Source organism: Bacteroides sp. Ga6A2 (genome assembly GCF_000702225.1).
In the GTDB taxonomy this organism is placed as follows: Bacteria; Bacteroidota; Bacteroidia; order Bacteroidales; family Bacteroidaceae; genus Ga6A1.
Genome location: NZ_JNKX01000001.1, coordinates 211,214 through 236,926, shown reverse-complemented (window position 1 = coordinate 236,926; position 25,713 = coordinate 211,214). Strand labels below are relative to the sequence as shown.

Here is a 25,713-nt window from a genome sequence, read left to right as displayed (position 1 = left end):
TCTGTTATTTTTTTAGTCTTTTTGTAATCCTATTCTCTTCATCACATCGTCGGGCAATGTGATAGGCGTAGGTTCACCCTTGTGCAGCTCTGGGTCGTACAACATTCCGGTACAGATGCAATACTTGCGTCCGGTGCGCATAAGCACATCGTGATTGCAGCAGCCCTCGCAGCCGTGCCAGAACGAATCATCGTCGGTTAACTGCGCAAATGTTACGGGAACGTATCCCAATGCTGTGTTCATCTTCATTACGGCTGCTCCGCTTGTAAGGGAGAATATCTTGGCATCAGGCCAACGCAGGCGTGCCAGCGTAAAGGTGTGGTCTTTTATGCGTTTTGCAATGCCCAAGCCCTGATAATCGGGATGTACGATGAGTCCCGAAGTTGTGACATAACTTTTGTTACCCCAAGTTTCGATGTAGCTGAATCCGGCAAACTTATCGCCATCGAGCGCGATAACAGCCTTTCCTTCCTTCATCTTAATAGCGACGTACTCGTGCGTACGCTCAGCAATACCTGTTCCACGCTTCTTTGCGGCTACTCGTATTGTTTCAAGAATAGTGTCAACATACTTCTCGTGAGAAGCATCGGCAACCATAATATCTATCTTACGGTCCATTTTTATTATATTCGAATATTTTTATTATCTATGCTTGCAGGTTTGGCAGAATGTCTCTGAGGGCCCTCACCACCGCACCCGGAGTGAAGCCTTCGCGAATGACGAGTAGAATTGTGTCGTCGCCTGCGATTGTACCTATAATTTCGTGATAGTTGCGGTCGTCAATATCGTATGCCAGACTGCTTGCGTAGCCCGGACGTGTTTTGATAACGGCGATATTGCCCGAAAAATTTATTGAGATAAAGCCGTTGGCACGCTGCTTCATAACGTCAGTTACGTTGATGTTGTCGACGTTACGCTTGTACATCGTATTGTTTGGCAGCACATAAACATAGTTTCCGTTCATGCTTGCAGCCTTTGCAACCTTTAACTGCTTCAAGTCGCGCGACAGAGTTGCCTGCGTTAGCTGATAACCCTCGGCGCGAAGAGCCTGCAACAGTTCTTCCTGACTACCAATTTCCTTGCAAGAAATTATAATCTTGATAGCATCCAAACGACTATTTTTATTTCTCATTGTATATTTATTCTAAAATTGCTGCAAAATTAGTAATAATATTTTGAATATACATTCATAATATTCACTTTTTTTGCAAGTTTTTTGAACTAATTTTTCGTAATATCGAAAACAGCACACTAAAATATTGAATATAATTAAGTTATATTACTTTGCTTTTATTTCATAAGTAGCACCTTTCTTTGTGTTAAATGTATATTTATACGCATTATTTTCGATTCTTTCTTTTGCAGATGCTCCTCTTATTTTTATACGGTTAGATGTACGGATTTTGCATACACCTCCGTTGCAACTCGTAACCGATGCGGAACTTAACTTTCCATCGTTCCAAGAAATGTCTACGATGAACGCTCCGCGACCGCGCAGACCTGAAATGCTTCCGTCCTTCCAACTGTCGGGAAGAGCAGGAAGAAGATGCAGTTCGTCGTTCTGACTTTGCAGAAGCATTTCGGCAATGCCGGCTATGCTTCCGAAGTTGCCGTCAATCTGGAATGGCGGATGATTGTCGAAAAGATTGTTGAGGGTTGAATGTGTGAGCAACTCGCGATACATCTTGTAGGCATGGTTACCATCGAGCAGACGTGCCCAGAAGTTTATCTTCCATGCTTTGCTCCAGCCTGTTCCGCCGTCGCCGCGAACTTCGAGCGTTCTGCGGCAAGCATCGGCAATATCGGGAGTCTGTGTCGGCGAAATCTGTCGTCCGGGATACAACCCGAACAGATGCGACACATGGCGATGCTGCGGATCTTCGTCTCTCCAGTCCTTATACCATTCTATAAGGTTGCCATCCTTGCCAATGCGCAAAGGCATGAGTTTTCCGCGCATGGCAATCCATTCGGCCCGCAACTGCTCGTCGGTGCAAAGCACTTGCGACGCCTCGATAAGGTTCGTGAGCAAATCCCAGATTATCTCCATATCCATTGTCGAAGCAATGGTTACCACGCCTTTCTTTCCGTTCTCGTCGATATAGGCATTCTCGGGCGAGGTTGAAGGCGCGGTTACAAGATGTCCATCTTTCTCGATGAGCCAGCCTTTTATGAACTCAGCCGCACCCTTCATAAGCGGATAGGCGGTGTTTCTGAGATAATCCTTATCCATCGTGAAACGGTAATGCTCGTAAAGATGCTGCGAGAGCCACGCCGAGCCCATACTCCAGTTTGCCCACATAGGGTCGCCCTCACGTTTGCCCACAGGGTTGGCGAGCGACCAGATGTCGCTGTTATGATGCATAACCCATCCGCCGAGATGAAAGAAATTCTTGGCAATCTCGGCTCCCGTAACCGCCGAACGCTTTATGAACTGGATGAGCGGCTCGGTTGTCTCGCTCATGCCGAGAGGCTCGGCTGGCCAGTAGTTCATCTCGAGATTGATGTTGGTTGTGTACTCGCTTCCCCACGCCGGCCAGAGGTCTTTGTTCCAGATGCCTTGCAGATTGGCTGCCTGACCGCCTTCGCGCGACGAGGAGATGAGCAAGTATCTGCCGTAGTTGAAATAGAGTTGCTCGAGAGCCTTATCGTCCGCACCCTTCTTGTATTCTGCCAAGCGGACATCGGTTGGTTTGTCTGTGTTATCTTCTGCCCCGGCAATATTCAGATGCACCCTGTCGTAAACAGACTGAAAATCGTCAATGTGCGGTTTTATCAGTTTTTTCAGAAAATTTCGGCCTTTTTCCGAGCCAGCCGACAAGATGGCTTCGTTCATCAGACGAAGGACTTCGGCTTTCTCGTCCTTTCCGTCGATGTCGGGGCGTTTGTCGTATCCGTTGAAACTCGTAGCCGCCGTGACTAACATCACAATATGAGTGGCATCGGTTACATTTAAGAAAGGCGAGGTCGAAACTTTTCCGTCGGTATCGGCAACCTTTATCATGAATCTGAAGCGCATTCCGTTCTCGCCGTTCGGTCCTTTATGAAGCGGAGCGTAATCTGAACGTTCAATAATATAAGGTATCTGGGCAGAGAGTGCGCAGGCATCAGTCCCTTCGGAAGTAACGACGGCACTCTGATAAGGCGCTTCGGGCGCAACCTGAATGTTGAGCATCCCTTTTTTGTCGGAATGGAGCACAATGACCAGCGCATTTTTGTGGAACGAGGTGAAAGCAAGTCTATCGATATTAACCGAATCGTCGACGGTGTAACTCTGCCCCGACAGAGCCATACCTAAGTCCAAGGCACGATAATAGTTCGAAACCTTTCCGCTCCACGCGCCGCCTATCTCGCCCGTACCGTGATTAACAATCTTACCTTGCCGAATGTGGCGGATGTGAATATCGCCCATCGGTGCATAAGTCTGGGCATCTGGTCCTTGAATGTTCATGAGTTCGCGACGCGCACTATCCCACTCCTCGGCAAAAAGAAGTTCGCGTACCTTTGCCAGATGTCCGAACGCATCGGGCGTTGGGTTCGTATTGGTAGGACCGCCAGTCCAGAGAGTAGTCTCGTTCAGTCCGAGCCGCCAGTCGTCCACACCGCCGTAGTCCATCACTCCGATAAAACCGTTGCCCAACGGCATTGCCTCTTCGAAAACGCGCGCCGGCTTGTCGTACTTCAGCACGGAACTTGCACTATTACCGATGTTTTGCGCCGATGCGATTTCGGGGTTGACAAAGGTGGCACAAACAAAGGTAATGATGAGTAGAAAAAGTTTTTTCATGTGTCTTAGTTTACAGGATTTCAATAATTTGTGTCTGCGCAAAGTTATCATTTTTTCTTAAACACAACACGCCAACTTTATATTTTCGACATATTATTTTACATTCGAACACAAAGAGAAAACATAGAGATAGGCTTTATGCATAATGTTTTTTCATTATTTTTGCATTAAAATTTGATGTTATAATGAATCTATACACATTGAACGTAATTCAACCAGATAAAATGTCGCTTTGGAAATACATTAAAGAAAGCGAGAAAATAGGAAACCTATTTATATTTAGTTCAATATGGCAATGGCTCAAGTTTCCTATTTTTGCACTTTTTCTGATGTGCCTATTTTGCAGCATTTTTATTTTCGTTTTTGGAACAATTGAAGAAATATCTTCAGATAGCCCAAAATGGGACAAGGTGATTTTTGCACCAATGACACCATTTACCATATTTCCACTTTCCGTTATTTTGATATACTATAAATCATTCATTACTCCCAAAAAGTTGGAACGAAAAATCACAAGGTTCATTGAGGATAATCTATCATTTGCTGAAAACATCAAGAAAAGAACACTTGCAAACTACAACATAAGATATAAAGGATTTGACTTATTATTAGATTATACTATTTCCAATAATAAGAGACTTTTTAAATCTAATGACCTTATGGTCTGTACGTTGTATTATGATGTTGAGAAAGACGATTATTCTGTAATAAACAAAGATGGATATCTAACCGAAGATTTTATATATAAATGGTTAGATTACACCAAAGGTAAAAGTTCTTGTTGCAATTTAAATATTGCACCACATTCGATTATAGCAGTTTTTCCACTAAATGCTACAAACAATGTCAAGCGTTCGATAGACGAGTTGATTTACCTGCCAATAAAATTCCATCTTATACCTTATAGTTTTGATTCAGGATGCCCAAAAAGATAAAACAAACAATAAAAAAATCCGCTTGGATAAGCAAACTACCCAAGCGGATTTTTTCATTTATTTCTGAATTCCGAACTCGCTCTGCTGCTTTTCGACCTCATCAAGAAGTTTTTGTTTCTCTTCTTCGGTGAGTTTGTTTTGCGGAGATGTTCCGGATGCAGAAGATTTCTTTGCTACAGAAGCAGAACCGACTACCGCCGCATCGTCAGAATCGCAGAAGTCAGATGCAGAAGGGATGCTCTCGAACTCGATGTTTGTCGATGTTGGCGCGTGAGTGCCCTCGAACTGAACGCGAGCCGACACTTTTATCTTGCCAGCCTTTCGGGTTGAACGTACAAGAATCGGCGCGCTACCGTACTCTACGGCACGCGGATTGGCACAGATACTCTCGTCGCCGATAATCGAACCTTCGCCCTCGACTGTGAACACGATGTTCTCTTTTGCCAGACGGCGTACATGACCGAGATCGTCGGTAACCTCGGCAACCACTACAATGAAGTCGCTGCCGTCGGCAACGAGCGCATGACCGTTATAATCGGCATATAGACGAAGTTTGGTGCTTCGGCGGCTCGGCATTCGTTCTTCGCGACACACAACCTTTCCGCCTATGATGCCCTCGGCTACAAGTTTAACCTTCTGCCATGCCTTTTTGTTGTAACTGTATCCGCGAGCCTCCCAAAAATCCCACACATTCTTGAAAACGACTGGCGCGTTGAGCATGTGTCCGTCTTTGTGCTCGACAGGAAGAGTGTAGACGTGCGCGCCGTCGTAGGCTGTGAGGCGGACGCTATCGCAGTTGCTGTAAACAACAACATCGGCATCGCTGAACTGAGTCATGTTGTGGGCTATGTAGACCATCGGACCTGACGAAACGACATCGCTGTGCCATGTTGCCGGCGACTGACTGCGGAACATATAGTAAGCCGTTTTTTTCTGACGGAAGGCATCGTAGATTCCGCCCCAATAAGGGTCGGGATGATAACCACGCTGATGGTCGAACGGATGCCATTGTGCTCCGCCGATGAACTTGCCTGTGGTACGGTAGAGTCCGTCGTAAGTCTTTGCCAGACTCTGGCTCTGCACCAGCATCGGACGCTCGCCCCAACTGCGGCTGGCACGATTGTCGTTGTTGTGCGCATACCAGTCGTCCACATTCTCGCCAAACTCGCGAGTAAAGATACATTGTTCAGGCGCATCTGCCTTCTCGTCATCACCCGGCCATCCGTAAACCACGTCATAGTTGGCACGTACGCCCTTGCTCTGCACATCGGCAGCCGCTCCGGGACGATTGAAATACGGATATTCGTCCTTAGTTATCTGAAGAGCCTGAAGAGCAAAATCTTCGGGATACTGAGTTTCGTTAAGAATTGGTTCCCAAAGGATTACCGAAGGATGATTGCGGTCGCGGCGGATAATCTCGCGCGTGTTCTGATGCACTCTCTGGGCAAATTCGGGTTTCTTGTTCCAATACTGCCAGCCCGGAGTTGCCACGATGACGAACAAACCAAGTTCGTCGCAGGCATCCATGAAACTTGGGTCTTGCGGATAGTGAGCCACGCGTATAATGCGACATCCGGCATCGCGCAATCGTTTGGCATCGCGCCATTGCTGTGAGTTAGGCAGAGCATTTCCGACATAAGCAAAATCCTGATGTCGGTTTGCTCCGACGAGTTGTGTTGAGCGTTTGCCGTTAATCCACAAGCCGTCCTTTCCGCGGAACTCGATGCGACGGATTCCGGTGCGTGTCATTCCGCCATCAATGCATTGCTTTCCGTTAAGAATACGAGTCTCGACCCTGTAAAGAAGCGAACTCTCGCAACTCCACAACTGCGGCTTGGCAATAGCGAGCTGCTGAACGACGGTCGCGCTCTTGCCTGCAAGGAGTTTGACGCTGCTGCGGAGTTTCTTCACCACCTTTCCCGAAGGAGAGATTATCGTATTTTCAACCGTCACGCTGTTCGGCTTCGTGCCGCTGTTCTCTACATCGGTATTGACAACCATCACGGCGTTCTTCTCAGAAATCTCGCTGTAATGAATGAATACGCCTCCGCCGGCAACCTTGCCAGCCTCGATTACATCGGTTATGTGCGATGCGCTGCGACCAATGAGCCATACATCGCGGTATATTCCGCCGTGATAAGAGAAGTCGAGCGTGTACTGGCGTTTTCCGGGAGGGAATGATTTGTCGTCGGAATTATCAACCTTTACGGCAATAACGCACTTGTCGCCCGGCTTCACGCCAAACTTCGAAAGGTTGACCACAAAAGGAAGATATCCGCCAAGATGCTCTGCGGCGAGTTTGCCATCGACATAGACCCATTGCTTGCCCATCGCGCCCTCGAAGTAGACCGTAGCCTGCTTGTCTTTCATCTCATTCGGAAGGGTGAAATGCTTGCGATACCAAGCCACACCCTGATAGTTTCGGCAACCGCTCGCCTCGGCAGGCTCAAGCTCAACCGAATGTGGAGTGCTTACAATCTCCCAGTCTTTGTCGTTAAAAGATGCCGACTCGGCTCCGCTGGCATCGCCTCGGAAAAATCGCCATCCGTGGTTGAAATTCATAACCACTCTGCCCGAGTTGGCTATCGGATAGAATCCAGCCACCGATGTTGCAGCCGAATATGCCGAAGGCTCTCTGCCTTCGAGCTCTACAGAGTGTACGGAGTCGGAAATTATACAGTTCTGTATACCGAAAGCGTAGTTCGATACGCAGAACAATGAAATCAGAAATAACTTCTTCATTATTATTGTTTTACGCTAATTGCCACGCGAACAATCAGCGAGTTAGTAAAATTACGTCGTTTTCGCGGTTTTTAGGGCTGACGGAATATTCAGCCTTGCCGTCTTTGAGCGATGCCTCGACAACCGTGTTGCCCGAAAGATGCATCTTGAAGCGCACGTTCCACTCTGGCGGGCACGACGGGAAGAGGATTATTTTTCCGCCACGCTCCTGAACGAGCATCTCCTGAAGGGCAATCATTCCGCTGCCGCCCCAGTTGTGGTCGGGACTCCAGTCGTAGCCCGGTCCCCAGAAGGCTGGGAATCGGTACGGCCCGTCGGATAGTTTTTCGGTTACAAGTTGCTTTGCCTCATCGGTCAAACCGAGGCAAGCCGCCCAGATTGCATCCTGCTTCCACCCTTTCGACGTTCTGAACTTCAGAGCATCAGGGTCGAGTTTGTATGTGTTAAGAGCCACGGAAAGACTGTCGTCGGAACATCCAATGCCATAAACCCTCCACGGAAAGACGGGATAGAGCTGCGGTGTCTCAACATTCTGCACACGCTCCCATACAACGGCTGGCGCGATAGTCTTCTTGCCGTCAATCTCGCGATAAGGAATGTCTGGCAGTCGGCTCAGCAAGCCTTTGAAATATCTGACTAAATCCGCGCCTTCGAGTCGTGCAGGCAACTTTTTCAGCACCTTCGTGCGCTCGTCGGCGGTGAGTCCTTCCATCGGATTGTCGGCATCGCCGTATTTCTTTCTGAAATATTCAACAAGTTGCGAAGAAACCGTGCGAAGACCGGCAACCGTGCTCGAAGGATTATATGCCATCTTGTATGTCTCGCATCCGCTGCCTGGAAAGATTATGATTTTTCCGTCGGCATTGAGTTCCTTTCTGCCACGGCTGAGGGCGAGATAACGGTAATGCTCGTCGAAGAAGCGCACGGCATCGACCATCCAATCCTCGTACTTGCTTATATCAATGTTCGAATATCTGTTAGCCTCGAGAGCCATCGAAACGAATTCCAGAACCGTGTCCCACTCATATTCGAGCCACGCGTTGAACTCAACTCCGGCATCGAGCGACTGCGGATGCTTGAATCCGTACTCGGCAGGATTCGGCAGTCCGTAGTTCTCAATCTGCTCGGCAAAGCACGCGCCGGGATGATTCCAGTAAGCCTTGCATCGTTCCTTGGCATTCTGATACATATACAAGTATGTATCGAGCTGTGGTTTCAGAAGGTCGAAGTCGCCGTTCTTCAACATAGGCCAGTAGACAAGTCGCTGGTTCTGAGCCGTGAATGTACCTCCGCCCCAAAGTCTGAAATCGGGACTGAAAGGATATTTGTCCGTTACCAAGGCGGGGTCGAAAGTAAACAATCCGCCGTTGAATTTTGTAGGCCATTTTGAGTCAGAATTGCAGCCAAGCATATAGCGGAACAGCGCGTAGTTGCGCGAAAGATTCGCCCCGTCGCCCTGAATGTCGATGTAACTGCGCTGCCAGAAGGCATGCCACCATTTCACGGTATTGTCGAATGCCTTGCGATGGTCTGTTTTCGCAGGAACGTCGTTCTTCTCGCTCCCGGCAGAAAGCCAAATTCGAGCTGCAACAGATTTCTTTCCTGCAATCGAGCGCGCCTTCCATCCGCGGAACGGAGTGCCTTGATATGTGCCGTCGGCAGTCTCGCCCGTGAAGTTCATCCCATCGAGAAGGACGATGGCAGAACTCACATTTCCGCCAACCGGATTTGCAAGATTCGCCTTAGAGCCGTCGAGTTTCTGAAGCGATACGGATGTGTCGAAAACCGTCTGCTGGCGGTTGCGATGATGCACTTCGAGCCGGTTTTTGCCTTTCAGACCAATGCTGTCGGCAAACGTGTGTGCCTGCTTGTTCATCACCCACTTGTAACTGCCCTGATGTCCCTCGCCTTTTCTTATCTCCAAATCCCTGTATCGCCAGTTTTCGTAAGTCAGGGTGGCATCGATGTCCTTCTTGTCCGAAGCCTCAACACTTACGGCATGGCTGTTCAGGGCATCGACCCAAATCTTTACTCTAAGCGAGCCTGATGTAATGAGCACGTAGCCGTCGTAGGTTTTCAGAATCTGCCTGAAGTTTTCGCTTTCATCAAGTTTGTAATTGTTGAAATGCAGGCGGATTCGTCCCATCTTCAGAAGCGTGTTGGCCTCGTCGAACGTGCCGCTCTTAGCCAAGTAGAGCATGATGTCGCCGTTCTCAGTCCAAATGTTCAGACCGATGTCGCCGCCTCCGCATGGCATACTCTCGGATGAGTTGCGGCTGGGCGATGTCCAAATGTAGTCGGCCGGAACGAAGGGTTTCTGAGCGTTGCTCCAGCCTATTCCGCGGACTGCAAATATCAGGAAAACTAAGAATCGCATAAGATTGGACTACTGCTTTTTGGTGAGTGGGTCTTTGTAGTTGTCTGTTCTGAACGATGTGAACGGAATGCCCTCGCAGAACACATCGCCCTCTGCCCAGTTCTTGAAGGCGTAGCGGACGTTTACAGGCTTCTTAACCGCGTCGCTCTTGACCAAAATGTGACTGCGCACGCCCCAAGCCTTGGCTGGATGGAAAACGCCGTCCTCGCCTGCCACCTCGAAGTTCTGGCTCTCGCCGCCCTTGATGTAAGGCCACATTCCGCAGTTGTTGAAAACGATGTCTACGGTATCGTTCTTTATCGTCATCTGCTTGAAGGTTGGCGACTCGCAAGCCACGCCCTTCATGCCGTAAGTCTTGCTGAGAGCCTGATATGCCAAGCGTTCGCCGGCAAGTTGCTTCTTCTCGGGATGGATGCCCTTCTCGAGTCCGGCATCCATAAGGCAAGCCATTCCGCTGTTGCTTATCTTCTGCAAAGCCAAAACTTGCTGCTCACGAAGATATGCGGTGTTGTATATCGGCTGACCTTTCTCGGTAATTATCGAATAGTCGTAAGGTGCTATCTGGCAATAGTAGAACGGAAAATCGCCTATGCCCCATTGCGCGCGCCATCCGCTAACCATCGATGCCATCATGTCGCTGTATGTCTCGGCACGATTCCAGTTGTCCTCGCCCTGATACCATATCGCGCCGCGTATTCCGTAGCCGATGACAGGGTGCAACATTCCGTTGTATAGAACAGTTGGAGTGCGGTTTTTCGACTTTATGTCCTCTTGTGTGCGCGGAATCTGAGCCGCAGGAAAATCGGCGAGCATCTTCTCGTCCATCCAAGCCTCGCAAGCCGAGCCGCCCCATGCCGTAACGATGAGTCCTACAGGAACATCGGGCTTTACCATTTGCAACATCCGTCCAAAGTAGAATGCCGTTGCGCTGAACTCGCGCACGCTCTCGGCATTTGCCATGAGCCACGAGCCTACAACATCATCTTTCGGAGTGAGCGATGATGAACGCTTTACTGTAAACAGTCGCATATTTGGATTGGTGCTGAGAACCGCGTCACGATTGCCGTTCTCAACCGGCTGACATTTGAAGCCTTTCATCGGCATCTCCATGTTGCTCTGTCCGGCGCAAAGCCACACCTCGCCCACAAGCACGTTGTTGAGTGTTACGCTCTGTCCGTCGGAAATGGTTACAGAATATGGTCCTCCGGCCTGCGGAGTCTTTACGGCAATCTTCCATTTGCCGTCGTTTCCCGCCTTTGCCGAGAATTTAGCCTTCTTGTCCCAACTTGCCGTAATCGTTACGGTTTTGCCAGCATCGGCTGTTCCCCAGATGTTAACGTCCGACTGCTGCTGAAGCACCATGTTGTCGCAGAACAAAGCCGGCAGCTTGACTGTTGCGCTTGCACTCAGGCACAACGCGCTGAAAAGTGTGAAAATAAGTTTCTTCATTTATATCATTTAGTTATAGTTTTTACTTTTTTCGGTTAGAGAAGGCAGCCTCATCGCTGCACTTCCCATTGTATGCCGCCTATCAGTCCGGCAGGAATGAGCTCGAACGGATTGCTGCGGTAGTTGGCATTTGTCCAGATGCCGTCGAAATGTGCTTTGCCAACGCTCGCGCCCTTTATGGCATTGTTCCATGTGTTCTGAACGATAATCTGCACATCGACGGTCTTTCCCTTGGCATTTTGCAGAGCATCGGTCACATCTACCTTGCAAGGCGCGAACCACAGAGTTCCGCAATCGGCGTTGTTCACCTTTACCGATGCCACATCGCGAAGATTGTCGAGTACGAGATAGACTCTCGCGCCCTTAGCCGTCTTTGGTCGCTTTATTTTAAGCTGATATTCGGCTGTGCCAGAGTAATATTTTATCTTCTCGTCGGATGATGCCGACCAGTCGAAGAACACGTCCTTCGCGCTGCCGCTGATTGTCGTTGATGGCAGACTGCTGAATTTCAGACTGCCTTCTGATGCGAAGACTGCCGGCTCGGTCTGAACCATCGGCTCGGCTGATGTCTCAGCATTTCTGCCCGACTGTCCGAACACGACGAAGAGCGATTCTGCCGACTGAAGTGCGAGTCTTACGACTGTTCTGCCGTCTTTGCATTCTGTGGCGAAGTCGTTGCGCGTCTTACCCGTCATCGGATTCCAGAGTTCAACCACGCGGTCGGTCTGGCGGAAGCTGAGTTCAACATCGCGCTTTCTGCCCGAAATGCTTGCCACAAAATAGATGTCCATCTCCTCGCCCTTGCGATGTGTCCACACCATACTGTCGGGTGCAATCACGTCGGGCTGCACGTTCTTCAACTCGCCGTCGTTCAGAGTGTAGTCTATCACGTTGCAGCCGTTTTTCTTCAGTTCTTCAATCTTCTTCGCAGTCTCTTCCGAGATGTTCGATTTATCAACGACCAGAGTTGCGTATTCTGCACCCGATGCAAGTCTGAGTCTGCCGTCTTCTGCCTTGGCATGATTGTACAGTACATCAGGATTCATCGAGTCGTACTGATAGCCGTGAAGCGCGCCCCACCACAGTTCGGCACGGTTTATGTTCTTGGCAAAGCCCACGCCGTTCACCTTGTCCATCGGCTGACCTTCGTTCTTCATTCGTGCCTTCTCTGCCTCGACTTTCTCCTTGCCGTAAAGTCCCGGCAGAAGGGTTATGAGTTTCTCGGGGAGGACGGCGCGCGACGGGAGTTCATCGCCTGTGTAGACGGCAATATCTGCCACAGGCATTCCGTACTGAAGCAACGTCTGGCATCGTGCGGCATAGAGGCTCAAGGCAGGCGCGCCGAGAGTCCACCATGTGTTGTCGCGCTGAAAGTAGAAGCCAATGCCGTCGAGCGTCATTCCCGGCTTGCGGTCGAGCCACGGATTGTGCGTATAAACGTGGTAGAACAGCTTGTTTATGCCGAGCGAGAAGTTGCAATCGAGCAGCGACTTGACCGTTGCCGGAGTCTCGTCCCAATGTCCGCGAAGCTGCGTAAAGCCCTCTGCCTGCACGATGTTCTTTCCGTAGATGTGCGCTCCGCTTATGGCATCGAGCATATCGTTTGGCTTGTCGTGCGTAGGACTCTGAAGCCAGAACTCGCCCATCGGTCTGTCGCTTACAGAGTAATGCAGAAGTCCGTCGCTCATCATCGTCGGAGCAACGCACTCGGTGCTCAGCTCGCAGTTGTATCTCTCAGCCTCGGCTTTTGCCGTCTTGAAGAACACATCTACGATGAGTTCGCTTATCGTCTTGCGCACATCGCGCAGCACCTGCTCGCTCTTCTCATGGCTCTCTACCGGCACGCCTGTCATAACGGGCAGATAAGGCATAAGGTCGTATCCTCTTCTTGCCTTGAACTCATCGGCAAAGTTGCTGCTCCAGTTCTGCGAGCCGCACTCCCAGCTGTCAACGTGCATTCGGGTTATTACGCGGCGCGCCACGGCTTTGTCAACATGGTTGTATATTGCGCCGAACCATCCGTCAATCTGCTTTTTTACTGCCGATGTGCTGAACTTATCACATTCCAGACCTCTTCCGCCGCCTGCCGTGGCATTCTCGTGTCCGGTTGATGTGTGACCTATGCGGATTATTCGCCAGCAGCCTTCGGGCAGAGACGGATTATTCAGCGTTCCGTCTGCCGAGAGGCTCGCGGTAAGGTCGATAATGTCTTTTGTCTTTACAAAGAGCGATGGCTTGGCAGATTTGTCGGCATCTATTCGCCACACAAGTCCGCTCTTGCCCTGCCATTGGTCTATGCTCGCCCTACGATGAAGCACAATGTTCTTCAGCTTAAGGTTTGGCTTCCACTTGGCGGCATCGAGGCTCTCGCTTCCCGGCTCGGTTCCTTCGGGAGCCCATGTAAAGCGGAAGTAGCGCGCCGTTGTCTCGGGCACGGCAAAGGTGTAGTTGAAGTCGGAGTCCTGCCATCCGCTGCGTGGCGGTACGAACTCCTTTACCTTGGTGAATGTTTCGCCGTCGTTGCTTGCAAGCATCGTCATTCTTAGCGACTGCATGTTGCGTACCGATGGCGTTATTTCTACGCTGCGCACCGTAAATGCCTTTTCGTATTCGAGTTGTATATAGCAACTTCCGGTGGCACGGAATGTTCCGTTGTTAAGCGTTACGCCTGCCGAGTATGTCTTTTGGCACGGCATGGTGTCGGACACTCCAGTCTTAATAACAGGAACGGCAAGAACCTTTATATCTTCGTAATATCCTTTGTAGCTCTCTGGCTTAGGCAGTCTTACTTGCTTTATGGCTTTCTTGCCACGACTAACAATAGTGTCGGCCGATACAATCTTCTGCATACTCTCCTCGGGCTTTATCCACGGGCCGCCGGCAAGGGCGAATCCGTCGCTTACATGAATGCCGAGCTGTAGTCCGTTTCTGTCTGCCTCGGCAACGCTGTGCCCAATCATCTTCCACCACTCATCCGACAGTTGTTGTGCCCTGCCCTCATATTCGGGACGACGGTCGGTGCCGTAGATTGGCATAAGATAGCATCCACCAAGTCCGGCTTGCTTCATTGCCTCTATATCGGCAGTTATCCCCTCCTCGCTCACCGCTCCGTACATCCAGTACCAGAAGCACCACGGCAACGACTCGCCCGACGGCGAACCGAACTGCTTGTACAACTGTGCCTTTGTCTGCGCACTTATCGGCATAATCTGGCAAAAGCCAATAATCACAGCCAGCACAACCTTAAAAATATTTATTTTCATCAACTTAAAGAATTTACCTATTTTGCAAAAATAAGCATAATTAACTTAACAACAAGTAATATGTACGTTTTTTTGTACGATGTACAGCCGTTTTAAAGATGGCGGCATGACGTTCTTTTTAACAATTCATCTCTCGATGTTGCAGTTGCGCACGACAATGGGGCCTGCCTGCCGATGCTTTGCTTTTTCAAAATATCGAATATCAGCCAATCGCCACATTTTCGATGTTGCGTGTTTCCTTGCTGAAGTTCATTCCTATGCGGATTATCTTCTGACCGTTAAGCTCGAAAGGAAGGGTGTAATGCTTGTCTTCAATCTGCGCAAGTGCTTCCTCGGCCGTGCCATCGAGTTTGAATTCCATGACGTAGCAGAACTTCGGAGTCTGGAGCACGAGGTCAATACGTCCCTCGCTTGTCATATATTCAGCCTGAACATACTGGCCGGCAAGCTTGCTTACTATCCAGATTACGTTCTGATAATGATTCTCCAAATCCTTGATGAGCATGTATGGAGTGTCGGCAAAGAGCGCACGGAGACGCTTTACGAACTGCTCGGTATTGCCGGCGCGGAGGTCAAGCACAAAATTCTTCAGGTCGAAGGCCGACTTGCTCCGCTCTTTCGATATGTACCACGGCAGAAGGAACTTGGTGAAGCCGATATTCACTTCCTCGTTAGGGAAGCCGAGCGTATATTCGCCAAACTCCGGGTCGTAGTCCTTTATGGTTAGATAACCGCTCTGATAGATGACAGGTATCGGGTCTTTGGATGTTGAATCGATGCTGTTTAGTGTGTCGGCATCGGCCTTGGCGTTTGCCATCGCCTCAAGATTATAGTCGTCGCGCTGGAGAAGTTCAACGAGATAAGTCGGCGTGCCTGTCTCGAACCAGTAGCTGCCGAAATCCATAGAATCAAGCGCATTAAGCACGCTAAACGGATTATACATTCCGGTAGAATTCTCGCGAAAATGATATCCGTCGTACATCCGTTTCATATTTGCCAAAGCCTCGTCGTATGTCATTCCGCAGGTGTCGGCAAGACGCTCAACATGCTTGGCAAGCGTTGTCTTTATCTCGGTTTCCGTCAGACCGCACATCTCAACATATCGCCTGTCCATCGATATGTCTTTCAGATTATTGAGGTCGCTGAAAACGCTCACCTTGCCAAACTTCGTTACGCCTGTCAGAAGCGCGAAACGGATGCAGCCATCCTTGCTCTTCAAAGCGCCATAGAATCCTTTGAGAGTGCTGCGGAACTCATCTTGCAGTTCTTCATTGCCTATGGCCTGAAGCATCGGCTTGTCATATTCGTCTACAAGGATTACAACACCACGGCCGGTCTTGTCGTATGCACGTTGAATGACGTTCTCAAATCTCATTCCAAGAGGAAGGTCTTTTCTTGCACAATCAAACTCTTGCTCCCACTCCGAGAGGGAATTGTCAAGTTTCTTGTCAAGCACTTCCTTTGAATCGTATCTGTTTGTATTCAAATCCAGATGCAGCACAGGATGCTTTGCCCAGTCTATATCGGGCTTGTCGGCAATGGCAAGCCCTTCGAACAACTCGCGCTTTCCGTCAAAAACCGCATGAATGGTAGACATCAGCAACGACTTGCCAAAACGACGCGGACGAGACAGAAAATAATATTTTCCGCCCGCTATCAAGTTGTATATAAGTTCTGTCTTATCAACATAAAGATATCCACTTTTACGAAGACTTTCAAAGTCCTGCAAACCAATTGGCAATGTCTTTAGCTGTTCCATATCACACGAGTTTTCTGAATTTTCGACAAATATACGACATAAGAGAGTAAAGACAAAATTATTTTTGACTATCTTTGTCAGCAAAATTCAACAATAAATTTAAACTGATAAAAGCATATATCTATGAGACTAAACGGAAGACGCGAAAGCGACAACGTTGACGACCGCCGCGGCAAGGGCGGCGCAAAGGCTGGACTGGCAGGAATTGGCGGAATTATTGCCATCGTTGTAATAACCCTGCTGTCGGGCGGTGACCTTTCGACTGTATTTCAGAACCTTTCGCAAAGCGGCGCGCTGAGCGGCGGGCAGACTACTGAACAGAATTATCAGCCTACTGCCGAGGAGGAGGAACTTGCCAAGTTCTCAAAGCAGATTCTGGCATCGACCGAGGATATCTGGACCGAGGAGTTCAAGAAGATGGGCAAGACTTATCAGGCTCCAAAGATGGTTCTGTTTACCAACGCCGTAGAGAGCGGATGCGGAAACGCTACCTCTTCAACAGGTCCGTTCTACTGCTCTGCCGACCAGACTGTATATATCGACCTGTCATTCTTCTCTACCATGAAGAAGACGCTCGGAGCCGACGGCGACTTTGCATACGCCTACGTCATAGCGCACGAGGTGGGACATCATGTTCAGTATCTTCTCGGCGACTTGCAGAAGGCACACCAGCAGATGAGCCGCGTCAGCGAGAAGGAGGCTAACCAGATAAGCGTACGCCTCGAGCTTCAGGCCGATTTCTATGCCGGAGTGTGGGGACATCTTGAGAACAAGCGTTTCAAGTCGCTCGAAGATGGTGATATCGAAGAAGCACTCAACACGGCTTCGAAGATTGGCGACGACTATCTGCAAAAGAAGCATCAGGGCTACACGGTTCCCGAAAGCTTTAACCACGGTCGCGCTGACCAGCGTCACAAATGGCTGAAGAAGGGGCTCACTACCGGCGACTTCACACAAGGCGACACATTCTCACCAAACTATAACGACCTTTAATTTCAAAGGTCGTTTTTTTGTTGGCTTAGCCGAATTTTCTACACTATGAATATCATAGATTTGTTCGGGTTTCATTCGGGATGCGTTCGGGTTTTGATTTTCTTACCAGCCCTGCCTGAAATTCCGTGCTCTACCTCTGGTCGAGCGGCAAATTCCCGTTTTTTCTCAGCCGAATTGCAAATTAGGCTGAACTGGGGAAACTTATCTTCATTTACAAATCGCAAGAATTATAAACATTACGAGAAGAACAAAAGGTGGTATTATAATCCACATACACAAGCGATTCCATTTCTTATGATATTTTGGCAACCGTGAATAAACTTTGTTATACTGGCGTATTGTATCGGATTTATACCCCAATCTAAAATATTCAATTAATGAGAACACATTACCCAACATTAATATATTTGCAAAACTCATCCGGCTTAAATTTAGCACATGATACAATACAAAATCAATATCGATAACACAAATCAATACAACAAAATAGTTTAGTGTTTTCACATTTGCATTTACATCATAAAAACTACCTGTTCTATTTTGTCTGGAATAATAATCCAATTTGCTTTTTAAAAGCGCTTTATTATTATAAAACAAAGATGCAACCTTATACAAAAAGCCATATTTAATTTTTGCTTTATGTATTTCAAACTTATTTATTTGCTGATATAACACAAATAAATAGATATTGTAATATCGTTCAACTGTATTTTTTTGCATGTCTTTATTACTATAATTCATTCGTCTACAGAATCTCCGGCTAAATAAAAAACTAAGATATCTGCGTCTTCATCATTATGCTTTTTTATTTTTTCTTCGTAAGTATAAACTTGTCGCCGTACATATTCCACGAAAGGGGCAGAGTAAGGCTGAAATTCTTCTCGGCTATGAATTTCTGCTGGGTCGAGATGCGCGAGAGGTCGGAATGTGCGGCTTCCTTTTTCATTACTATCGTGCGTGCCGCCAGAAAGGTGTTGAGCCACTCTGTCTCATCGCCCTTTGCCGACGGCGGATTCGACTTTGCCAACGCCGCCTTGCGAATGCCTCCGAAGCTGTCCTCGTCCTCACCCGGACCGTGAACCACCAGCGCATCGTAGTAAATAAATGCGCCGAGCGTGCTAAGACCGTCTTTCTGGGCATAATACATCGCCGGATTGTAATACATAGCGTTCAGGACAGAGTCTTGCGCCGCTATCATCTCGGCATCTTTAGACGCCGTTTTCCACGCCTTTACAAAGGCATCGCCAAGACCATCGTGCGAGGGCGAACCGTTGACTTTTTCGAGGGCTGGAATGTATTTCTTCAGCGGATTGTTTTTGGGCTTTAGTGCAACATAACGCTTCACCACCTCAATCATATCGCCTGTTCCCGAAGTAAAGCCTATGACGCCTGCCGTATATCCGCGTCCATCGCCAATATCCTCGATATAAGCATATTGAGCATTAAAGTCGAGCGATGAATTCTCGGCAGAAGATACAAGGCAGAAGAATACGGTTCGCGTATCTTGCGCTATTTCTGCACTTATAGTCTGTGGTTGCGCGCTACAGAACAATGACAATGCCAGAAAAGATATTAGAAAAAAAGTCTTAACCATTTTGTAAAGTTTTAAGATACCGCAAAGTTAATAATTTTGTAAACAAACAGCAATTTTATCTGCGCTAATATTTTTGGGTTTCGTAATCGCCTCGAAATTCTGTTTTGTCTGCAATTTAAAAAACAAGAGCGGAAAAACAGAAGAGTTGATTCTTCGTTTTTCCGCTCTGTTGTTTTATCGCATAACAATCGTTATCTCAACAAAATCTTTTCTTGATAAGATTTTCCATCAACAACGAAGTGTACATTACTTTTTAGCTCTTGCCAGTTCTATATGCTATTTGCGAAACGGTGTAGCAGTCGCCCACCTTCGCTGCATTTGCCTTGCTATTGATGCAAAGCTACGCCTTCGCCACCATACTTATGATGGCGAAGAATATTGATAATATTGTTTGTTTCATTTATCCATTAATAAATATTTTAAATAATCGCGATACATATCATATCGTAAGCCCAAAATAAAAAATAAAAATACAGTTCCTAACAAATATGCAAGGACTACAATTAAACCTATTTTCTTGTGCCTTGGCGATTCATCTTTAAATTCTTTTCTTATCGCGCCCCATTTTTTCTTATCGTAAAACAAGAAATAATGCAATACCATAAATGCAATATGAAACAGAGGATTTTTTCCACATTCTCCTAAAAAAACTTTAATGGATGTAAAAGATGTAAAACCATTAACAATTAATAGCAACGTCACCAATTGAATAGTGTGAATTAACGTCAAAGTTATAATAACGTTAACCATAGGCGTATCGCCACTAAAATTATACAATCTGTATATCAAGTATCTATAAAATTTACAAAGTGGTAACATAATTCATTCTTTTTTATACCTAATGCCCAATTAACAACTCCACATGCATCAATCTCTACTAACGAATTATCTCAAATCCGCAATAGATGAAAGAATCTATTTCCAGACAGTCGCAGCCCTCTTTTATTTTAATATTGCCATTATTTATATCGAAATCAACGATTTCACGCCTTATTTTTTCTTTGCTAAAAGGATTCAGAACTCTGTTTCTATCTACATATATCCCATCTGCCCACACTCGCCTATCATAATCATCATAGACTTTTATTCTTGCACGATGAGTAGCCGAATCTATTTCTAATATGTCGTACCAGCAGCCAAAGTCGGGAGCACCCACCCAAAATGCTGTTTTTGTGGGCGGTTCTTCGGTGGCATTCAAGTCAAAATCCCCTTGGCTTATATCTACGCACAGAAATAAACCTATTGCCAATACAAGTAAACTAATGCCTGTAACAAATACTACTTTATTTCTCATCAGCAATTATAATAGACTGTATCTTGATGATGGGGAAGAATATTGTGTTTATTATTTGCTTCATTATAAAAAATGATAAATAAATAAGGCTATTGGAGCTAAAGTCAGAATAATAGGAATTGCCAAATCCTCTTCACCATAATCATCATAGAATTTTTCATGTAGATACTTGTAATAATCCTTATGGAGATACGGGAAAATAATGCTTATTATCAAGCCAATACCAAACGATATAAATCCCGTATATAAAATCAGATCAGAATCTAAAGACATAGCATTTTCTATTAGACAAATCAGGCCTCCTACATAAACTGATAATGTTACAAAATAAATACAACATCCATTCTCGTAAGGAGTAGTATTTCGAGAAGATACATCAATATAGAAACGACAATATGTAAAAAATACGAAATCAAAAACGTATCTTATTTTTTTTGAGATTTTCATATATTTAATTTTTTCAACTTGCCAATACTCAAAGTGCGGCTACATCAACCACTAAACCACTCAGTTCTGCCCGATTTTCGAATCTGACAGCATGAAAATCTTGGAACTGGCAGATGCATCCGTTTTTCAAATTACTACTATTTGGCGGTAAATATACAAATAATATTTGTTTTAAGCCCATTTTTCAGTCCGCCATTTTTCGAAAAGCAAGAACAATCTCGCCAATTTAGGGTCTGTCAACTGCGAATGAAACACTCCCGATTTTTCCAACTTTCATTTTTAAACGTTCAGCTTTCCCATAGTCTATTCCTACTCTGGCTATACTTTGCATATAGCTTACATATAGCTAACATATAGCCTACATATAGCTTACATATACCTTGCGTATAGCTTCCCTATACCTTGACACCATTTTATGTTTACCAAAAGATAAATTAGTACTCTTTTTCTACAATTTACACGCCAAATAGTAGTTAGGCTTCCCCAAAGTTTCACACCACCCATACTAAACCAAATTGCTACATTGGCAATTACCTATTAAGAGTTAACCTATTCCGATTCTCAACCATTAGTCTACCCTCATAAGCTCTTCCCCGTATCTTCCGGCTTACTTGGATGCACCTTGAATCTACCTTCCTTCTATCTACCTTCTTCCTACCTTCTTCCCACCTTCTTCCTACCTTCTATTTTGCATATACCAAACGAACAATTTCTGACGAAATTGTTCGTTATAAATCCTAAGTTGTCAATCGTGAATTGCCTCAGAATTTTCAACTTTCTCTAATTAAGAAAGCAATTTTGAATTATGAATTCTGAATTGTGAATTTTCAATTGTCTGAATTTTTCAACTTTCAACTCTCAATTTTCAACTCCCGAATTGTTAATTCAAAAAAAGACACACGAAATAACCTAATATAGACAATAAGGTACGAGCACAAAACAAAAGAAAGCACCTACAATCACTTGCAAGCGCTTCCACATCATTCTTAATACCTAACAGCATTGATCATTTTAGCTATCCTTTCTTTTAACCTAAAAGAAATATATCTTTCTTTGTAATAATCTGTTTTGCACTACAAAAGTATGTATTACTTTTTGAATAGCCAAGAAAAAAGTTAAAAAAAATAATAAGATGGCGTTTTTTATGGCTCAAAAATCCTTTTATAGCGACTGATAACCATCATTTTAAAATTTTTCGCAACAAATAAACAAAGTTACAAATAAAAAGCACTAACTTTGCAGCATGGAAGATAATTTTGATATCAGAAATGAGTCTTTAACGCCCAAGGAAAAAGAGTTTGAAAAAGCCCTCCGACCACTACAGTTCAGCGATTTTAACGGTCAGCAAAAAGTGGTTGAGAACCTTGATATTTTCGTTCAGGCAGCAAAGATGAGAGGCGAACCGCTCGACCACACGCTGCTGCACGGACCTCCGGGACTGGGAAAGACTACCCTGAGCAACATCATAGCCAACGAACTTGGCGTAAACATGAAGATAACATCGGGCCCCGTGCTCGACAAGCCGGGCGACCTTGCCGGAATTCTTACATCACTCGAGCCTAACGACGTTCTGTTCATCGACGAGATTCACCGCCTCAGCCCCGTGGTCGAGGAATATCTGTACTCGGCGATGGAGGATTATCGCATAGACATAATGATTGACAAAGGTCCGTCGGCACGAAGCATTCAGATTGACCTGAATCCGTTCACCCTCGTGGGCGCAACAACGCGCAGCGGAGCACTCACCGCCCCTCTCCGCGCCCGATTCGGCATAAACCTGCATCTTGAATATTACGACAACGATGTGATAACCAAAATCATAAGCCGCTCGGCACGACTGCTCAACGTGGAGTGCGACTGCGATGCTGCCGGCGAGATTGCAAGCCGCAGCCGAGGCACGCCGCGTATTGCAAACTCGCTGCTGAGACGTGTGCGCGACTTTGCTCAGGTTAAGGGCAACGGCAAGATAACCACCGAGGTGGCCAACTATGCTCTGGAGGCTCTGAACATAGACAAATACGGTCTGGACGAGATTGACAACAAGATTCTCTGCACCATCATCGACAAATTTGGCGGCGGTCCTGTGGGCATAAGCACCATAGCCACAGCCATTGGCGAAGACCCGGGCACGATAGAGGAAGTGTACGAGCCGTTCCTGATAAAAGAGGGATTCGTAAAACGCACGCCACGAGGCCGCGAGGTTACAGAACTGGCATACAGCCACTTGGGCAAGAGCATACTGAAGCACAAGTTGCAGAAAGGTCTGTTCGACGACAGCGACTTTTAACATCTTTAAAACAACAAGATTATGGTCTTAAACTATATATGGGTAGCATTCTTCATCATTGCCTTTGTTATGGGACTGGTGCAACTGTGCTTCATGGGCAACACCGAGGTCTTTCCTGCCATGATGACTTCTACATTCGAGTCGAGCAAGACAGCCTTCGAAATCTCGCTCGGACTAACCGGAACGCTGTCGCTATGGCTCGGCATAATGAAGATTGGCGAGAAGGGAGGCGTGATAAACGTTCTGTCGCGTCTGCTCAGCCCTGTATTCTGCAAACTGTTTCCTGACATTCCGAAGGGACACCCCGTAACGGGAAGCATCTTTATGAACCTTGCCGCCAACATGCTGGGACTCGACAACGCCGCCACTCCGCTGGGACTGAAGGCTATGGAGGGAATGCAGGAGCTGAACCAGAAAAAAGACACGGCAAGCAACTCGATGATTATGTTCCTTGTGCTAAACACATCGGGGCTGACGCTCATACCGATAAGCATCCTCGTGTATCGCGCGCAGATGGGAGCGGCACAGCCAACCGACATCTTCATCCCTATTCTGCTTGCTACATTCTTCTCAACCATCACCGGAATAGTGATAACCTGTCTGTTCCAGAAGATAAATCTGTTTAACCGCACACTCATGCTCACCCTCGGCGGTCTCTGCGCCGCGGTGGGGCTTATAATATGGGGCTTCAGCGGAATGGAGAAGGAGAAGATGCAGGTTGTGAGCACGCTCGTTGCCAACATCTTGCTATTCAGCATAATAATTAGTTTCATCGTTGCCGGTCTGATAAAGAAGATAAATGTTTACGAGGCATTTATCGAGGGCGCGAAGGATGGTTTCAATACCGCCATCCGAATAATTCCGTACCTTGTGGCTATCCTCGTAGGCATCGGCGTTTTCAGGGCATCGGGAGCGATGGATATGCTGATAAAGGGCATAAGCAACACCATTGCCTTATGCGGCATGAATACCGACTTTGTAGAGGCTCTGCCAACGGCTATAATGAAGCCTCTGAGCGGAAGCGGAGCACGAGGAATGATGATTGATGCCATGCAGACTCACGGAGTAGACTCGTTCGTGGGCAGACTGAGTTGCATCTTCCAAGGCTCTACCGATACTACATTCTACATACTTGCAGTCTACTTCGGAAGCGTGAGCGTAAGAAACACTCGCCACGCCGTTACCTGCGGACTGCTTGCCGACCTTGCCGGAATCATAGCGGCAATATTCATAGCATACGCATTTTTCGGATGATAAAAAAATTAGTTTAAAAGAACAAAATGGCAAACTTAAAATCACTTGCTAAAGATACAGCAATATATGGACTAAGCAGCATTGTCGGACGATTTCTGAACTATCTTCTCGTACCGCTCTACACGGCAAAAATCGCAGTAGAGTCGGGCGGATACGGCGTAATTACCAACATATACGCATATACGGCGCTTCTGCTCGTAATCCTTACCTACGGAATGGAGACGACATTCTTCCGCTTTGCAAACAAGGAAGGCGTAGACCCTATGAGGGTTTACTCAACAACGCTTATAAGCGTGGGCGCAACATCGCTCATGTTTGTGGCGTGCGTACTCGCCTTTCTCGACCCTATAGCCGACTTCATGGGCTATTCGGCTCATCGCCACTACGTTGCAATTATGTTCATCTGCGTGGCGATAGATGCCTTCCAATGTATTCCGTTCGCGTTTCTGAGATATCAGAAAAGGCCGATAAAGTTTGCATCTCTCAAGCTTCTGTTCGTCATCATGAACATCCTGCTCAACCTGCTCTACTTTGCATGGCTGCCAGAGTTGTACAAGACTCATCCCGACATCGTGGGACACATATACAATCCGGCCGTGAGCGTTGGATATGCCTTTGCCATAAACCTTCTGTGTACGGCAAGCATAACTGTATGGTTCTGGCCTGAGCTGATAGGCTTCAAGTGGGTGTTCGATGCGCAGCTTTTCAAGAAGATGCTTTCATATTCATGGCCAATCCTCGTTCTCGGCATCGCCGGAATTCTGAACCAGACTGCCGACAAGCTTATTTATCCGATTGCGTGCCCCGGAAGTCAGGGCAAGGTTGAGCTTGGCATCTACGGAGCAGCCGTAAAGATAGCCATGATTATGGCAATGATTACGCAGGCATTCCGCTATGCCTACGAGCCTTTCGTGTTTGGAAAGAGCAAGGAGAAGGACAAGGACAGCCGCGACACTTACGCCAAGGCGATGAAGTATTTCCTTATCTTCACGCTTCTGGCATTCCTTTGCGTAATGCTCTATCTTGACGTGATAAAGCATATCATCGGAAAGGACTACTGGGAAGGTCTGAAGGTCGTTCCTATCGTGATGACTGCCGAGATAATGATGGGCGTTTACTTCAACCTGTCGTTCTGGTACAAACTGATTGACAAGACTATCTGGGGAGCATACTTCTCGGGCATCGGCTGCATTGTGCTCATTGCCATCAACATCATCTTCATTCCTGAATACGGATACATGGCTTGTGCATGGGCTGGCGTTGCCGGATACGGAACGTCTATGGTTCTGTCGTACATCGTTGGCCAGAAGAAATATCCTATCAACTATCCGCTGAAGGACATTTTCTGCTACGTCGTGCTTACGGCTGCCATCTATGCCGCATCGGCATATCTTGTTCCGGCAGACTGGCACATCGCCGCACGACTGGCATGCAACACGTTGCTTCTGATGGTCTTCATAGCATATCTTGTAAAGAAAGACTTTCCGCTGAAGGCGTTGCCTGTGATTGGCAAGTTCTTCAAGAAATAAGAGACA

16 protein-coding genes are annotated in these 25,713 nt (G+C 47.0%); 5 read left to right on the top strand and 11 right to left on the bottom strand.

Annotated features, from left to right (window positions below; all coding sequences use genetic code 11):
- Positions 1 to 12: 12 nt before the first annotated feature.
- The 3 genes from T538_RS0100925 to T538_RS0100915 form a co-directional block, all read right to left on the bottom strand.
- A complete protein-coding gene (locus T538_RS0100925; RefSeq protein WP_031531725.1) occupies positions 13 to 618 on the bottom strand; it encodes a GNAT family N-acetyltransferase in 606 nt (201 codons plus the stop codon).
- A 28-nt stretch (positions 619 to 646) separates the two neighbouring features.
- On the bottom strand, positions 647 to 1,132 hold the full coding sequence (locus tag T538_RS0100920; protein WP_031531723.1) for an arginine repressor: 486 nt from the start codon (positions 1,130 to 1,132) through the stop codon (positions 647 to 649).
- Between the two features lie 147 nt (positions 1,133 to 1,279).
- Positions 1,280 to 3,784 (bottom strand): glycoside hydrolase family 95 protein, encoded by a 2,505-nt coding sequence (locus T538_RS0100915; RefSeq protein WP_031531722.1) that lies wholly within the window; start codon positions 3,782 to 3,784, stop codon positions 1,280 to 1,282.
- A 185-nt stretch (positions 3,785 to 3,969) separates the two neighbouring features.
- Here T538_RS0100915 and T538_RS0100910 point away from each other — a divergent pair, with 185 nt between their 5' ends.
- Complete coding sequence (locus T538_RS0100910) at positions 3,970 to 4,719, top strand: hypothetical protein (RefSeq protein ID WP_031531721.1); 750 nt, start codon at positions 3,970 to 3,972, stop codon at positions 4,717 to 4,719.
- 57 nt (positions 4,720 to 4,776) lie between these two features.
- Here the strand turns inward: T538_RS0100910 and T538_RS0100905 are convergent, their stop codons facing one another.
- The 5 genes from T538_RS0100905 to T538_RS0100885 all read right to left on the bottom strand — a co-directional run bounded on the left by T538_RS0100905 (position 4,777) and on the right by T538_RS0100885 (position 16,309).
- Positions 4,777 to 7,461 carry a glycoside hydrolase family 2 protein gene (locus T538_RS0100905; RefSeq protein WP_081834814.1) on the bottom strand — a complete coding sequence of 895 codons (2,685 nt, stop codon included), beginning with the start codon at positions 7,459 to 7,461 and terminating at the stop codon, positions 4,777 to 4,779.
- A gap of 34 nt (positions 7,462 to 7,495) precedes the next feature.
- Positions 7,496 to 9,838 carry a DUF5703 domain-containing protein gene (locus T538_RS0100900; protein WP_031531719.1) on the bottom strand — a complete coding sequence of 781 codons (2,343 nt, stop codon included), beginning with the start codon at positions 9,836 to 9,838 and terminating at the stop codon, positions 7,496 to 7,498.
- Between the two features lie 9 nt (positions 9,839 to 9,847).
- Positions 9,848 to 11,287, bottom strand: a complete 1,440-nt coding sequence (locus tag T538_RS0100895; RefSeq protein ID WP_031531718.1) for a sialate O-acetylesterase — start codon at positions 11,285 to 11,287, stop codon at positions 9,848 to 9,850.
- A 50-nt stretch (positions 11,288 to 11,337) separates the two neighbouring features.
- A complete protein-coding gene (locus T538_RS0100890; protein WP_031531717.1) occupies positions 11,338 to 14,550 on the bottom strand; it encodes a glycosyl hydrolase in 3,213 nt (1,070 codons plus the stop codon).
- A 202-nt stretch (positions 14,551 to 14,752) separates the two neighbouring features.
- Complete coding sequence (locus T538_RS0100885; RefSeq protein ID WP_031531716.1) at positions 14,753 to 16,309, bottom strand: ATP-binding protein; 1,557 nt, start codon at positions 16,307 to 16,309, stop codon at positions 14,753 to 14,755.
- A 123-nt stretch (positions 16,310 to 16,432) separates the two neighbouring features.
- Between T538_RS0100885 and T538_RS0100880 the strand changes: the two genes are divergently transcribed.
- A complete protein-coding gene (locus T538_RS0100880; protein WP_031531715.1) occupies positions 16,433 to 17,302 on the top strand; it encodes a KPN_02809 family neutral zinc metallopeptidase in 870 nt (289 codons plus the stop codon).
- 805 nt (positions 17,303 to 18,107) lie between these two features.
- Here the strand turns inward: T538_RS0100880 and T538_RS0100870 are convergent.
- The 3 genes from T538_RS0100870 to T538_RS0100860 form a co-directional block, all read right to left on the bottom strand.
- Positions 18,108 to 18,896: a chitosanase gene (locus T538_RS0100870; protein WP_051655778.1), complete on the bottom strand. Its 789-nt coding sequence runs from the start codon at positions 18,894 to 18,896 to the stop codon at positions 18,108 to 18,110.
- 396 nt (positions 18,897 to 19,292) lie between these two features.
- Positions 19,293 to 19,646 (bottom strand): hypothetical protein, encoded by a 354-nt coding sequence (locus tag T538_RS0100865; protein WP_155992923.1) that lies wholly within the window; start codon positions 19,644 to 19,646, stop codon positions 19,293 to 19,295.
- 127 nt (positions 19,647 to 19,773) lie between these two features.
- Entirely contained in the window at positions 19,774 to 20,190 is a 417-nt protein-coding gene (locus tag T538_RS0100860) for a hypothetical protein (protein ID WP_031540375.1), read from the bottom strand.
- A gap of 1,690 nt (positions 20,191 to 21,880) precedes the next feature.
- Between T538_RS0100860 and ruvB the strand changes: the two genes are divergently transcribed.
- The 3 genes from ruvB to T538_RS0100840 are packed head-to-tail and all read left to right on the top strand — an operon-like array spanning position 21,881 to position 25,707.
- Positions 21,881 to 22,924 carry a Holliday junction branch migration DNA helicase RuvB gene (gene ruvB, locus T538_RS0100850; RefSeq protein ID WP_031531706.1) on the top strand — a complete coding sequence of 348 codons (1,044 nt, stop codon included), beginning with the start codon at positions 21,881 to 21,883 and terminating at the stop codon, positions 22,922 to 22,924.
- 21 nt (positions 22,925 to 22,945) lie between these two features.
- On the top strand, positions 22,946 to 24,178 hold the full coding sequence (locus T538_RS0100845; RefSeq protein WP_031531705.1) for a nucleoside recognition domain-containing protein: 1,233 nt from the start codon (positions 22,946 to 22,948) through the stop codon (positions 24,176 to 24,178).
- 26 nt (positions 24,179 to 24,204) lie between these two features.
- Complete coding sequence (locus tag T538_RS0100840) at positions 24,205 to 25,707, top strand: lipopolysaccharide biosynthesis protein (RefSeq protein ID WP_031531704.1); 1,503 nt, start codon at positions 24,205 to 24,207, stop codon at positions 25,705 to 25,707.
- Positions 25,708 to 25,713 lie beyond the last annotated feature (6 nt).